Source organism: Marivita sp. (genome assembly GCF_022763305.1).
Lineage (GTDB): Bacteria > Pseudomonadota > Alphaproteobacteria > Rhodobacterales > Rhodobacteraceae > Marivita.
In genome coordinates, this window is record NZ_JALEGT010000023.1 from 14802 (window position 1) to 28510 (window position 13709).

Annotated in this window: 12 protein-coding genes and 1 riboswitch; of the genes, 4 read left to right on the forward strand and 8 right to left on the reverse strand. The window is 62.4% G+C overall.

Going from position 1 to position 13709, the window contains the following annotated elements; genetic code table 11:
* Positions 1–9: 9 nt before the first annotated feature.
* The 3 genes from MRY75_RS04460 to miaB all read right to left on the reverse strand — a co-directional run bounded on the left by MRY75_RS04460 (position 10) and on the right by miaB (position 2313).
* Positions 10–306, reverse strand: a complete 297-nt coding sequence (locus MRY75_RS04460) for a hypothetical protein (RefSeq protein WP_292305947.1) — start codon at positions 304–306, stop codon at positions 10–12.
* An 11-nt stretch (positions 307–317) separates the two neighbouring features.
* The gene (locus tag MRY75_RS04465) at positions 318–842 is read right to left on the reverse strand and encodes an OmpA family protein (protein WP_292305948.1); all 525 of its coding nucleotides are present in this window, start codon (positions 840–842) and stop codon (positions 318–320) included.
* 130 nt (positions 843–972) lie between these two features.
* On the reverse strand, positions 973–2313 hold the full coding sequence (gene miaB / locus MRY75_RS04470) for a tRNA (N6-isopentenyl adenosine(37)-C2)-methylthiotransferase MiaB (protein ID WP_292305949.1): 1341 nt from the start codon (positions 2311–2313) through the stop codon (positions 973–975).
* A gap of 113 nt (positions 2314–2426) precedes the next feature.
* Here miaB and MRY75_RS04475 point away from each other — a divergent pair, with 113 nt between their 5' ends.
* Entirely contained in the window at positions 2427–3293 is an 867-nt protein-coding gene (locus tag MRY75_RS04475) for a glycosyltransferase family 2 protein (protein WP_292305950.1), read from the forward strand.
* Positions 3294–3299: 6 nt separating this feature from the next.
* Here the strand turns inward: MRY75_RS04475 and MRY75_RS04480 are convergent, their stop codons facing one another.
* The 4 genes from MRY75_RS04480 to MRY75_RS04495 all read right to left on the reverse strand — a co-directional run bounded on the left by MRY75_RS04480 (position 3300) and on the right by MRY75_RS04495 (position 7207).
* A complete protein-coding gene (locus MRY75_RS04480; protein WP_292305951.1) occupies positions 3300–4322 on the reverse strand; it encodes a PAS domain-containing protein in 1023 nt (340 codons plus the stop codon).
* 128 nt (positions 4323–4450) lie between these two features.
* Entirely contained in the window at positions 4451–5125 is a 675-nt protein-coding gene (locus tag MRY75_RS04485) for a flavodoxin reductase (RefSeq protein WP_292305952.1), read from the reverse strand.
* Between the two features lie 58 nt (positions 5126–5183).
* Positions 5184–5975: an enoyl-ACP reductase gene (locus MRY75_RS04490; RefSeq protein ID WP_292305953.1), complete on the reverse strand. Its 792-nt coding sequence runs from the start codon at positions 5973–5975 to the stop codon at positions 5184–5186.
* 2 nt (positions 5976–5977) lie between these two features.
* Complete coding sequence (locus tag MRY75_RS04495; protein ID WP_292305954.1) at positions 5978–7207, reverse strand: beta-ketoacyl synthase N-terminal-like domain-containing protein; 1230 nt, start codon at positions 7205–7207, stop codon at positions 5978–5980.
* A 283-nt stretch (positions 7208–7490) separates the two neighbouring features.
* On the opposite strand from MRY75_RS04495, the gene MRY75_RS04500 reads away from it, so the two are divergent.
* Positions 7491–8153, forward strand: coding sequence for a dimethylsulfonioproprionate lyase family protein (locus MRY75_RS04500; RefSeq protein ID WP_292305955.1), 663 nt, complete (start codon positions 7491–7493; stop codon positions 8151–8153).
* Positions 8154–8171: 18 nt separating this feature from the next.
* On the opposite strand, the gene fabA is transcribed toward MRY75_RS04500, so the two are convergent.
* Positions 8172–8681 (reverse strand): bifunctional 3-hydroxydecanoyl-ACP dehydratase/trans-2-decenoyl-ACP isomerase, encoded by a 510-nt coding sequence (fabA, locus tag MRY75_RS04505; protein WP_292305956.1) that lies wholly within the window; start codon positions 8679–8681, stop codon positions 8172–8174.
* Between the two features lie 172 nt (positions 8682–8853).
* On the opposite strand from fabA, the gene irrA reads away from it, so the two are divergent.
* Both irrA and MRY75_RS04515 read left to right on the forward strand, forming a co-directional pair.
* Complete coding sequence (irrA, locus tag MRY75_RS04510) at positions 8854–9270, forward strand: iron response transcriptional regulator IrrA (protein ID WP_292305957.1); 417 nt, start codon at positions 8854–8856, stop codon at positions 9268–9270.
* A 399-nt stretch (positions 9271–9669) separates the two neighbouring features.
* Positions 9670–13263, forward strand: a complete 3594-nt coding sequence (locus MRY75_RS04515) for a DUF4214 domain-containing protein (protein ID WP_292305958.1) — start codon at positions 9670–9672, stop codon at positions 13261–13263.
* 223 nt (positions 13264–13486) lie between these two features.
* Positions 13487–13681, forward strand: a riboswitch (cobalamin riboswitch).
* The last annotated feature ends 28 nt before the right edge of the window (positions 13682–13709 follow it).

Consider the following 13709-nt stretch of genomic DNA (forward strand, 5'->3'; position numbering starts at 1 on the left):
CCCCTTCCGTCACAATGCGTCTCCGAATGCCGAACCGCCCTTGAAGTCGCCTATGGCGGTGTTCCGTTCGGAGCTGTTGCCCGAGCAGACCGGCTTGCCTGTCGGATCGAGCCTCGGCGACAGGTAGCCTTCGATACCATCGTCGATGATCCAGTGATCACAGCCATTGGGATCGATCCAGATACCGGCCTGAAGTTGGCTCAGCGGCTTTCTGTCGATGCCTCGATCAAAGCTCTTGTCTTCACCAACGTTTTCGCAAGCGGTCAGCGCGGCACAGACCGCAGACAGAATGACAAGACGGGTCATGGCGGATTTCCTCAGCGCAGGCACAGGATTTCCACCCGGCGGTTTTGCGCCATTCCGGCGGTATTCGAATTGCTGGCAATCGGGCGGCTTTCACCGAAACCCCGCACCGAATAGACGCGCGCGCCGGCCTGCTGGGCCACCTGCGCTACCGCGCGGGCCCGCCGTTCGCTCAGCGCCTGATTGGAGGCGTCGGATGCGCGGCTGTCGGTGTGACCTTCGATGACAAAGCCGTTCGCCGGATTGGACGCGAAGAAGGAGCGCAGGCTGTTTACGCCACCCGGTGCTATCGTGGCGCTGCCGGTGGCGAACATCGTGTCCGTGGGCACAATCGCGCAACGGCTGACCTTGTGGCAGACAGGGGTACCGTTGCGGCGCAGATGCGGACTCATGAAGCCTTCGGCGCCATCATCCATCACCCAGTGCTCGCATCCATCAGGGTCGATCCAGATACCGGGCACGTAGCGTTCGCCCTGCTGCGCGGACGCAGGCACCGCGAGTGCGACACTCAACACAATTGCGGACAAGCGCCCCATCATTTCCGCTTCCTTCGGTTGTGACGACGCCCTGCCGGTGGCAACGGTGTCCGACTCAAGCTAATACTACCAAAGACTGCGGGTCAGGGAAGACCAAACCTCTATATATCGCGGATGACCCTTAGATGATGTGTCATTCGATCAACGCACCCTTGAGCGAGTTGCGACCCGATTCGATGATTCGGACCCGTCGCAGATCGCCGGGGGCCAGACCATCGGCCTGAACGTGGACCGCATGCAGATGGTCGGACTTGCCCACCATCTGACCCGTCAGGCGACCCGGCTTTTCGAAAAGGACGCCGACCTCTTTGCCCACCATCGCGTCCTGCGCCGCTTGCTGCTGTTCGGTGATCAGGGCCTGCAGACGCTGCAGGCGGTCGTCCTTCACATCCTCGGGAAGCTGGTCACGCTCGGCCGCCGGGGTGCCGGGGCGGGTGGAGTACTTGAAGCTGTAGGCATAGCCGTAGTTGGACGCGCGGATGATGTCCAAAGTGGCCTGGAAATCCTCTTCGGTCTCTTCCGGGAACCCGACGATGAAATCACCGGACAGCAGCAGGTCAGGACGCGCGGCGCGCAGTTTCTCGATGATGGCAAGATAGCTTTCCGCCGTGTGCTGGCGGTTCATCCGCTTGAGGATGCGATCCGAGCCGGACTGCACGGGCAGGTGCAGGTAGGGCATCAGTTTCGGGCAGGTGCCATGCGCTTCGATCAGGTCGTCGGTCATGTCGTTGGGATGGCTGGTGGTGAAGCGGATGCGCTCCAGCCCGTCGATGTCGTTGAGCGCCCAGATCAGACGGGCAAGCGACCAGTCTCCGCCCTCCCCGTTCGTCCCCTTCGGGGCCGAACCATGATAGGCGTTGACGTTCTGACCGAGCAGCGTGATCTCGCGCACGCCGCGTTCGACCAGATCGCGCGCCTCGGTCAGGATCCGGTCGGCGGGGCGGCTGACCTCGGCGCCGCGCGTGTAGGGCACGACGCAGAAGGCGCAGAACTTGTCGCAGCCTTCCTGCACGGTGAGAAAAGCGGTCGGGCCACGTTTCGCCTTGGGGCGGGTCTTGAGAACCTCGAACTTGTCCTCTTCGGGGAAATCGGTGTCGAGCGCCTTTTCACCTTTCCGCGCCTTCGCCTCCAACTCGGGCAGGCGGTGGTAGCTTTGCGGGCCGACGACCAGATCGACCATCGGCTGACGGCGCATGATCTCTTCGCCCTCGGCCTGTGCCACACATCCAGCAACACCGATCTTCAGATCGGGCTTGGCCGCCTTCAGACCCTTGTACCGGCCCAGTTCGGAATAGACCTTTTCCGCCGCTTTTTCCCGGATATGGCAGGTGTTGAGCAGGATCATGTCCGCATCATCGGGCGACTGCGTTTCGACATAGCCCTGCCCGCCCAGCGCCTCGGCCATGCGTTCGCTGTCATAGACGTTCATCTGACAGCCATAGGTCTTGATATAAAGCTTCTTCGGTTCGGACATGGGCCAATCCTCCGGGGCGGGGTTCAGGGCGTGCCGATACCGCATGTCACCCCTGTCTTGCAATGCACGGTTTTTTCACCGACTCTGCGCAAAACTCCCGCAGAGGATGCCTCATGCGTTATACAGGTCTTGATCAGCTTCTGTCACAAGGGTCCGCGGCACTCGCCAAGGGACCTCTCGCTTTGGTGTTCGTAGAAGACGACGTCGAAGTCGACACGACCCTGCGGCACAACCTGCATCTGGGCTTCAAATCCAACATCGTCTTCATGCCCGAAGCCTTCGATCTGGCCGAGGATATCGCCGACAAGGTGGTGCGCGTCGATGCCGAAATCACGCGCAAGGGCAACCGCGAAGAGATCGTGAATGCGATCATTCCCAAGGCTCAGGGCCTGTGGGTCTATGTCTGCTACAACGCGGAATATCTGTTCTTTCCCTTCTGCGAGACACGGACAATCGGCGAAATGCTGGCCTTTCACACGGAAGAGCGGCGGGACGCGATGCTATGCTATGCCATCGACCTCTATGCGGGCGATCTTGACGCACATCCAAACGCGGTGAACATCGACGACGCCTATATCGACCGGTCAGGCTACTATGCGCTGGGGCGCAACGATCCGGCGACAAACTATCCCAAGGAACGGCAACTGGATTTTTTCGGCGGCTTGCGCTGGCGTTACGAGGAACACGTGCCGCCCGAGCGGCGCAAGATCGACCGCATCGCCTTGTTCCGCGCCAAGCCCGGGCTGGCGCTGCGCGCCGACCACACGTTCAACGACGAGGAATACAACACCTACGCGTGCCCATGGCACAACAATCTGACGGCGGCGGTGGCCACATTCCGCACGGCAAAAGCGCTCAAGCGCAATCCCGGGTCAGCCTACGAGATCGAAACGTTCCGGTGGCACAATTCGGTGCCGTTTGAATGGCACTCCCGACAATTGCTGGACCTTGGCCTGATCGAATCCGGTCAGTGGTTCTGACGCAGGTCAGTCGGCGGCCGGCACGTCCAGCGTGACAATCGTGCCGACCGCCCCTCGCGTGACCTGCAAGGTCGCCTGAAGCCCGTCGCACAAGCCCTGAACGATCCGGCCGCCCAGACCGTCGGCATTGGGCCAGGTTACATCCGCAGGCAGACCAACACCATCATCCGTGACCATCGCGCGCATGCTCCCGTTGTCGGTGCGCATGACGCGCAATTCGACCAGACCGGACTTTTGATCGCGAAACGCATGTTGCATCGCGTTCGTCAGCACTTCGGACAGGATCAGCCCGATCCGTACCGCGGTTTCCGTGTCCACCATGAGCGGCTCGACATGGATGTTCATGCGGACGCCGGGACGGCTGTCGAGATAGGCGATGGCATTCGCCACGCGACCCAGATACGCGCCCAGCTTGATCTTGCCGTCATTGCGCTCAAGCGTTGCGGCCGACATTTCCTCGTACAGCAACTGCAGGCTTTCGATCCGGCGTGACAAGTCTTTGTATTCCTCGGGCGCCTTGCTCTTGCGGGCCTTCATGCGGATCAAGCCAAGGATCATCGACAGGTGGTTCTTCACGCGATGCTGGATCTCGGCCATGACCGTTTCGAACTGCTTGAGCCGCTCTGCCTGCTTGTCATTCTCGACCTCGCTTTGCAGGCCGACGAAATACACGAGCTCGCCATTGTCATCGATCACCGGAGAGATCAGCAAGGCGTTCAGAAAGGGCTCCCCATTCGAGCGAACATTCGTGAGGACGGTCGAGATTTCTGCGCGATGTTCGATGGCCAGACGCACGTCGCGCACCGCCGAATCCGAGGTCTGTGCGCCTTGAAGAAAGCGACAGTTCCGCCCCAGCGCCATGTCGGAGGTATAACCGGTCAACCGCTCGAAAGCGCGGTTGACGTAGACGATGGGATTGTCAGGCAAGCGGGGGTTGGTCAGCACCATCGCGACAGTGGACGCGCTGAAAATCGCGGTTGCGTCCTGTTCGCTGATGTCGCCGGGTTGGAACGACACATCTCTGTCCATCGTAACGTACCTCTTTAAACGCGCGGAACTGACCCGCGCCGCACTGATTGCTGTGAAACCCGAAACGGCCCGCACGATCCGTGCGCGCCGTGCGACGCAGGGACAGGATCGCCCCGCCTTTGATCGGCTCAGTCCAGATCCTCGGTCACGATCCGGTCGTCCGAAACGCCAAGGTCCCTGACGGCCTTTGCGACATCGTCGATCATCGGCTCCGGCCCGCAAATGTAGATCGGGCCATCGGTGTCACTAATGATCGGCGCCAGATAGTCCTTGTCGACCTTTCCACGGGCGAATTCGCTGTCCGGCTCGTCGGTCACCACGAAGTGACAATTCAGCCCGCGCATCGAATTGAATGTATCGCGAAGGATGATGTCCTCCTCGGTCTTGTTCGAGAACACCAGATGGCAATCCTCCAGCGTGCCGTATGTCTGCAGACGGCGCTTCAAGACCGCGATGAAGGGCGTCACCCCTGCCCCACCGGCAATGAACACACCCGGCCCCTTGTCCTCGATGGCGCCCCAGGCGTCGCTGATTTCGACCTGATCAGTCATTTGCATCTTCGCAATCTGGTCGGTCACGCCGTCATGGTCGGGATAGGATTTGATCACGAACTCCAGCGTGGCATCGGTGGGCAAACCTGTGAAGGTGAAGGGCCGCTGCGCGTCGCGCCAGCCATCCTTGGCCAGCGCGAAATCACAGGCCTGACCGGGCGTGTATTCATACCCGTCGGGTTTGTTGAACACCAGGTGGTGGGTGTCATGGGTGACGGGCTCGATGCTTTGCAGCGTCAGCGTATATGTCATTTGACGTGTCTCCTTTACGGAAGACAACGATCAACCCAAGGCGGAGTTCCCTCTGGGGTCAAAGATGCTCGTATTGCGGCATGCCCAGCACATGGAACCCGCCATCGACACGGATGATCTCGCCAGTGGTGCAGGCTCCGGCGTCCGAGGCAAGATACACCGCCGTCCCGCCCACCGCGTCGAGCGTCGCGTTCGACCGCAGCGGCGCGTTCATGTCGGTGTGCTTGTAGGTCTTGCGCGCGCCACCGATGGCCGCGCCGGCCAGCGTCTTCATCGGACCGGGACTGATGGCGTTCACACGGATGCCCTCGGGGCCAAGATCGTTCGCCAGATAGCGCACCGACGCTTCCAGCGCGGCCTTGGCCACGCCCATCACGTTGTAGTTCGGCGTCACACGGGTGGACCCCATATAGGTCAGCGTCAGAAGAGTGCCGCCATTCTCCACCATCAGAGGATGCGCCCGGCGCGCCACGTCGATGAAGCTGTAGGCCGAGATGTCGAGCGAGTTCTTGAAGTTGGCACGGCTCGTATTGAGGATGCGGCCCTGCAGTTCCGACTTGTCGGAAAACGCGATGGCGTGGACCAGGAAATCAATCGTCGGCCAGCGCGCGGCAAGCTGTTCGAACGCCGCATCAAGCGAGGCATCGTCGGTCACGTCGACATCGACCATGAAATCCGACCCGACGCTTTGCGCCAGCGGCTCAAGTCGTTTGCCGAAGGCTTCACCCTGATAGGTGAAGGCCAGCTCGGCCCCGGCCTCTGCCATCGCCTTGGCAATCCCCCACGCGATGGAGCGTTCATTGGCGACACCCATGATCAGGCCGCGTTTGCCCTGCAACAGTCCCGACATCTTCAACCTACATACTTGGACAACAACATCGACCCGTTGGTGCCGCCAAACCCGAAGGAATTGGTCATCACCGTATCGAGACCGGCATTCTCCACCAGTTCGGTGGCAATCTCTTCCGGCTTCAGCGCCGGATCGAGCGTTTCCACGTTGATCGAAGGGATGATGAAATCGTCCCGCAGCGCGAGCAGGCAGTAGATCGCCTCCTGCGCGCCGGTGGCACCCTGGCTGTGACCGGTCATCGACTTGGTCGAGCTGACGGGCGGTGTGCTGCCCTCACCGAAAACACGCCGCACCGCTTCGATCTCACCCACATCACCGACGGGCGTCGATGTGCCATGTGCGTTGATGTAGCTGACGGTGCGCCCTTCCGGCAGCGTTTTCAGCGCGCCGCGCATCGCACGCTCGCCGCCTTCGCCGGACGGTGCGACCATATCGGCGCCATCCGAGGTGGCCGAGAAGCCGGTGACTTCGGCATAAATCGTGGCACCGCGGGCGAGTGCCCGCTCCAGAGGTTCCAGCACCACCATCGCACCGCCACCCGAGATCACGAACCCGTCGCGACCGGCATCGAAGGCCCGCGAGGCTTTCTCGGGTGTGTCGTTGTATTTCGACGACATCGCGCCCATTGCGTCGAAGAGGCAGGACAGCGTCCAGTCAAGTTCCTCGCCACCGCCCGCGAACATCACATCCTGCATGCCAAGCGCCACCTGCTGCGCCGCCATGCCGATGCAATGCAACGAGGTCGAACAGGCCGAGGTGATCGAAAAGTTCATGCCCTTGATCTGGTAGGCCGTCGCAAGGTTCGCGCTCACGGTCGAGGACATGGTCTTCGGCACGGCAAACGGCCCGATCCGCTTGGTTCCGCCGGTGTTCAGCACCGACTGATGCGCGGTCAACATGGCGCTGGTCGAAGGCCCGCCCGATCCTGCGATGAGGCCGGTCATCGGGTTCACCACCTCTTCTGGCGTGAGCCCCGCATCGGCAATCGCCTGACCCATCGCGATATGCGCATACGCCGCGCCCGGACCCATGAAGCGCAGCGTGCGCTTGTCGACATGGTCCGACACGTCCAGCTTGAGCGATCCGGCGACCTGTGACCGGAACCCATGTTCGGCCATATCGGCATTTGCGGTGATCCCGGACCGGCCAGCTTTCAGGCTCGCGGCCACCTCTTCGGCATTGTTCCCGATGGACGAAACAATTCCCAATCCTGTCACGACAACACGGCGCATCACGGCTCCTTACAATTGTTGCATGCGTGTGTAGGGGAAGCCGGGGGGGAGGAGCAAGCAGATTGGGACCGAATTGCTGCGGCAAGAGACCTGCGCACGTCCCGAAAAACGCCCATAATGGTGGCGCTTTGGCGCAGATCGGACACATCCCCGGCGAACGGGCGTAGAAACAAGTGATCACATCTGCGAACGGGACCCGTTCGGCCTTGCACCCCGACGCCCGAGTCGCGACACAGCAGACACCAGACACCAGACAAAGACCGACCCTGACCCCGGATGCGCCATGACCGACCACCCCCGCCTGCAAGACCGCCCCGACTGGCTGTACCTTCTGCGTGACAGTTACGAGCTGTACCGTCGCCTGTCGGCCGGCGGCAGTTCCAAGATCCGCAGCCATCAGAAAACCGTGCGCGACAGCATCAGCCGGGTGATCAAGGCGAATGCCACGGTCGAAGAACATGCAGCGGTGTCGAAACCCGTCACGGCGCATTGGCGCCGCGCGCTCGACAATGGCCGGATGGAACGCCACGCCCCGTTCATCCGGGCGCTGGAAAGCGTGCAGGCGCATCTGGTCTGGCAATACGGCTATGAAAAAGTGCCGCGCGGTCTGGAACGCACCTATGCCTATGCGGAACTGGTCGGCCCCACAGGTCCCGTGATCACCGATGAGGTGATCCTTGGCCTTGTGCTCTTTGCACCTGGCTGCACCTATCCCGCCCACGCCCATGACGGGATTTCCGAAAGCTACATCTGCCTGTCAGGGGCGGTGTCCGAGAACGATCAGGGCGTCTACGCGCCCGGCTCGCTGATCTTCAACCCGCCCGAACAGCGCCACCGCATCACGGTTGCCGATCAGAACCCGGCTCTCTTGTTCTATGCGTGGACCGGCGCGCGGGACAAACTCGCCAATCAAAAAATGGTCTTCAGTCGCGGGCCCAAGACCTGACCCCGTCCGGGCCAGAGATCAGCTTTCGGACAGCGCGACCTTCATGTCCTTGACCTGGTAGATGGTCTCGCCATCCGCCTCGACCCGGCCATCGGCGACACCCATGGTCAGTCGGCGGGTCTGGATCGCCTTGGTGAAATCCACATAATAGGTCAGCATCTTGCGATCGGGGCGCACCATGCCTGTCAGCTTGACCTCGCCCACACCCAACGCATACCCCCGCCCCGGCCAGCCGCGCCAGCCCAGGTTGAAGCCGGTCAACTGCCACAGCCCGTCAAGGCCCAGACAACCCGGCATGATCGGGTTGCCGGGAAAATGGCAGTCGAAGAACCACAGGTCCGGTGTGATGTCGAATTCTGCCACCACATGGCCCTTCCCATGCGCACCGCCATCCCCGGAAATGTCCGTGATCCGATCCATCATCAGCATCGGCGGTTCCGGAAGCTGCGCATTGCCCGGACCAAAAAGTTCGCCCCGCGCGCATTTCAGAAGGTCATCACGGTCGAAGCTGCGAGGATATTCGGTCATGTTCGACAAGGCTCCCGACGTCATTGGCAAAATCCCGCCTCCTCTATCACTGCGCGCGCAACCGGTGCAAGCCCGCCACCCGGCATCGGCTGAGACAAGATGTTGCAAGAAATTTATTTGAATTGCGAATGGGTCGCACCCTATATAGTCAGGAAGAAGGAGCATTGCTGGCATGTCATCACGATCCATTGAACGCGGAACCGAATGGCTGTCCCACGGCGGCGTGCGGCCGACACGGCAGCGCGTGGCTTTGGCGTCTTTGCTGGTCGGTGATGGCAAGAACCGCCACGTGACCGCGGAAAGCCTCTTTGCTGCTGCGCAGAACACGGGCGAGCAGGTGTCGCTGGCGACGGTCTACAACACCTTGCGCGCATTCTGCGAGGCAGGGCTGATGCAGGAAGTCACCGTCGATGGCGCACGCAGCTATTTCGACACCAACACCCACGACCATCCGCATTTCTACTGGGAAGACGAGGGCCGCCTGACCGACGCCCCGGCGGATGAGCTCGAGATTGCACGGATTCCGTGCCCGCCGGAAGGTGCCGAAATTTCCAGCGTCAACGTGGTGATCAAACTCCGTCGCACGTAACCCGTTCGCTGGGCGTCAGCCACCGAGCCTCGACCATCCAAACGGTCCCTAGATCAGCCAGTCTGACCGCATGTCGGTCCAGACCGAAAGTCCTGCCGCCGAACAGCGCGTCGCTCTCGTCTAAGCAAACCACAGCCATATTGCAGCATGCCCGCTGATGCGGCCATCACCCAACTCGCTCGAATACCGTCTATTTGAACAATACAGCCGCTCCCATCAAAGTTTCTGAAATCACTACACTCAAGCACTTGATTTTACGGCTTTGACCTGAGCCGAGCCCGCGTCCGCCAGCGCCGCTCCGAACCGGCCATTTTTCAGACAATCCACTCTTTAACTCCCCCTTCATCTCTCATCCGCCATCACCCGACGCGGGGGCGTTTTGGATGAGGGGAGAGGGGTATGGAGCCCTTGACCGATGTATTCGGGACGCAGACGTCTGCTGCGGGATTGTCGTTTGGGTTGCGCGGGATTGTTGACTGGAGTGTGCAGCAGCCGTTTCTGGACGTGTTCAAGACGGCGCGGGACTGGCATGGGCACACGGCGAGCCAGTGGGGGGCGTACAGCGCCGGGGATCTGGATCGGATGGGTGTGCTCGATGCCGAGGGCTGGATCCGGGATCTGCCGGCCGGGGTCGACCGCATCGAGACCTACATCCTGACCGAGATGCCGGCCGAGGCGCTCTATACGGCGGGCACCTACCGGCTGAGCTATGACGGTGCGGGCGAGATCTCGGTCTTTGGCGCCGAGATCGTGTCGCAATCGGCGGGCGAGATCTGGTTCAACTACACCCCCACCGGCAGCGGCCTGGTCACCATCTCCATCTCCGACACCGATCCGCAGAACACCGGCAATTACCTGCGCAATATCGAGGTGGTCAAACAGGAGCACATCCCCGCCTTCGAGGCCGGCGCGCTGTTCAACCCGCTCTGGCTCGACGTCATCAGCGATGCCCATTCCCTGCGCTTCATGGATTGGCAGGAGACCAACGAATCCACCATCCGCAGCTGGGCCGACCGCCCCACGCCCGGCACCTACAGCTATTCCCAGGGCGTGCCGCTCGAGGTGATGGTGGCGCTTGCCAATATCACCGGCACCGAGCCCTGGTTCAACATCCCCTGGAACGCCGACGAGACCTATATCCGCAACTTCGCCACCTATGTGCGCGACAATCTCGACCCCGATCTGCGCGCCCATATCGAGATGTCCAACGAGGTCTGGAACTGGATGTTCGAGCAGGCCCGCGAGTCCGCCGCCGCCGCAGAGGCGCGCTTCGGCCAGGACCTCGGCGATGGCTGGGTACAGGAATACGGCGCCCGCTCCGCCGAGATGGCCCGCGTGCTCGACAGCGTCTATGCCGGCAACGAGGACCGGCTGGTCAAGGTCATCTCGACCCACACCTACTGGCCCGGCCTCGAGGAGTCGATTCTGGACGCCCCGGCCTGGCAGGCGCTCAGCCCGGCCAATGACGCGCCCTACCTCTCCTTCGACACCTATGCGATCACCGGCTATTTCGGCAACAGCCTCGGCACCGACGAGAAAGCCCCCGCCGTGCTCGACTGGATCGCCCGGAGCGAGGCCCAGGCCCGCCAGGAGGCATCCGCCCAGGGGCTCAGCGGGTCTGCCGCCCAGGCCTATATCGCCCAGCACCGTTTCGACCTGGCCGTGGATCTGGCCGTGCGCGAACTGCGCGACGGCTCCGTCACCGGCAATGCCGAGGATTCCCTGCAGGGCATGTTCGAGCTCTTCCGCTATCACAAGGCGGTGGCCGATGCCCACGGGCTCGACCTCGTGATGTACGAGGGTGGCACCCATGTCGTCGGTGTCGGGTCCTGGGTCAACAATGACCTGCTCACCGAGTTCTTCACCCATCTCAACTATTCCGCCGGCATGGGCCAGCTCTATACCGAGCTGCTCGCGGGCTGGGAGGCTGCGGGCGGCACGCTCTTCAACATCTTCGTCGATGTCTCCGAACCCACCCAGTGGGGCAGCTGGGGCTCGCTGCGCCACCTGCAGGACAGCACCGCCCGCCATGACGCCGTGGTCCGGTTCATGGACAGCCACCCGGCTCCGGCCACGATGAAGGACGGCACCTGGGACAATGGCGAGTTCGACTTCGGCCCGATCCCGGAGCCGACACCCGGGGATGACGGGGACGATACCCCGGTCGTCACGCCCCAGCCCCGTCCCGAGCCGCAGCCGCAACCCCAGCCGCAACCCCAGCCGCAGCCCGAACCCGAGCCGGAACCCCAGCCCGAACCCGGTCCGGCGCCGCAGCCGGTGGACGCGGTGCGCGAATATGTCTTCGGCAACGATCTCTTCGCCTGGGGCAATGGCGATCCCGAAGCCTCCGTCCCCTATTGGACCCACCGGCTCGCCGAGGCCGCCGGCACCTCCTACGCCACCGACATCCAGACCGGCATGCTCACCCGGCATGACGACCTGCCCCCCAACCCGCATCTCTGGGTCGAGGACGTCCCGTCCTCCTGGGACCCGGAAAGCGGCCAGAGCTTTGCCGAGGCGGGCTTCACCCAGATCACCCTCTCGGCGGTCAACTTCGTGCAGGACCAGTCCCCCGACAGCCCCTATTGGCACGAGCCCGCAACCTCGCCGCTGGAATCGGCGCTGCGCATCATCGACTGGACCCAGGCGCAGGCCCCCGGCGCCGCCATCAACCTCTACGAAACCTGGCCCGAGATGGACGGCTTCCCCGCCAGCCCGGCGGCCTTCGACGCCTGGCTCGACCGCATGACCGGCGACTGGCACGACTGGTGGGTCGACCTCACTCAGATGCTCCAGCAGGCCCGGCCCGAGCTCGACATCCGCCTCATCAGCGTCGGCCCCCAGATCGCCCAGATGCTCGACGCACCCGCGCTCGGCCTCTCCGGCCTCACCGCCCGCGACCTCTTCCTCGACGACGAAGGCCACGCCGCCCCAACCCTCGCCTTCCTCGCCTCCCTCATCCATTACACAACCCTCACAGGACAACAGCCCCCTCAAACCCTCCAGCTCCCAACCTCCATCCACTCCGCCGTCGCACAAAACTATTCCGACATCCTCCAATGGATCACTGACGCCCAGGGCGTGGCGCCGCCCGATCGGCTGGTCGGGCCGTTTGCGGAACGGTCCGTCGAGATCGCTACGGGGGCCATGGACGGGGACGACGTGATCCGGCCGGAGGACGGCGCGCGGTTCGTCGATGGAGGGGCGGGGTTCGACACGGTGAATATCACTGGCGACCAGACGGCCTACACGTTGCGGTTCGATGGAGCAGACATCTGGATCGACCCCCATGGTCCGGATGGCGACGGGCTGCAGATCAGAAATGTCGAACGGATTGCTTTTGACCGCGAGACACATCCCTTTGACGGATCGGGCCTCGACCTCGATCAGTTTGACGGGATGGCACAACTTGACCCGTCTGCGATGTCCTTGCTTACCGAGCTTTACATCGCGTATTTCAACCGTGCCCCCGATGCGATCGGGCTTTACTTCTGGGGCAACCAGTTGGCCGATGGGATGAGCATGGGCGATATTGCGTCCCACTTTTTTGATCAGCCGGAAACCCGCGCGCTTTATGGGGACATCGCGGACCCGTCGGACTTCGTCGCAGCCGTTTACCAGAGTGTGCTGGGGCGCAGGCCGGATGCCGGAGGCCTGTCTTTCTGGTTGGATCATCTGGAAGCCGCCGATGCGGGCGCCCCTGCGCGTTTCATCATGGAGATCCTCGCCGGGGCCAAGGCGGCAACGGGCAGCCCGGCAGATGCCGCTTATCTGGCCGGCAAGGTGTTGCTGGGCGGGCATTTTGCCGTGACGCACGGCATGTCCGACCTTGATGACGCGCGGCAGCTGATGGCGCAGTTCGATGGATCGCCAGACAGCCTTCGGAATGCGGTGGAGCGGAGTGACAGCCTTCATTCCGCGATCATGGACGGATCGCGGGATGGATTCCTGATGCAGATTGTCGGCGTGTCGGACACGGCCTTCATCATGTGAAACCGGCCAGCACAGGATCCGCGCCAATGCGCGCCATATTGCGAGGACAATCGGACGGCAGGACATCAGCTGGACCTTTTGCAAGACGGGGCGGGATTTGCACCATTGCGCCCAATTCCTGCCCCGTCATCGCACCGATCCCTTAACAATCGGTGTCCATCACCCGGAGATCTGTCGCATTCGACGCATCTGCGGAATTCGGATTGATTGGAATCGCGCCATGCACGAAAGTGTCGGTGATGGTGGGCGGCGTGTGATGCGCCGTCCGAATAGGGAATACGGTGAAAATCCGTGACTGCCCCCGCAACTGTAAGCGGTGAGTGCTTCGCGCAACGCCACTGGGCCAGATGGCCTGGGAAGGTGCGAACCACACGATGACCCGCAAGTCAGGAGACCTGCCATCGCATGAGAACTGAACCCGGGCGGGGTGCACCGGAGGTCCAGAT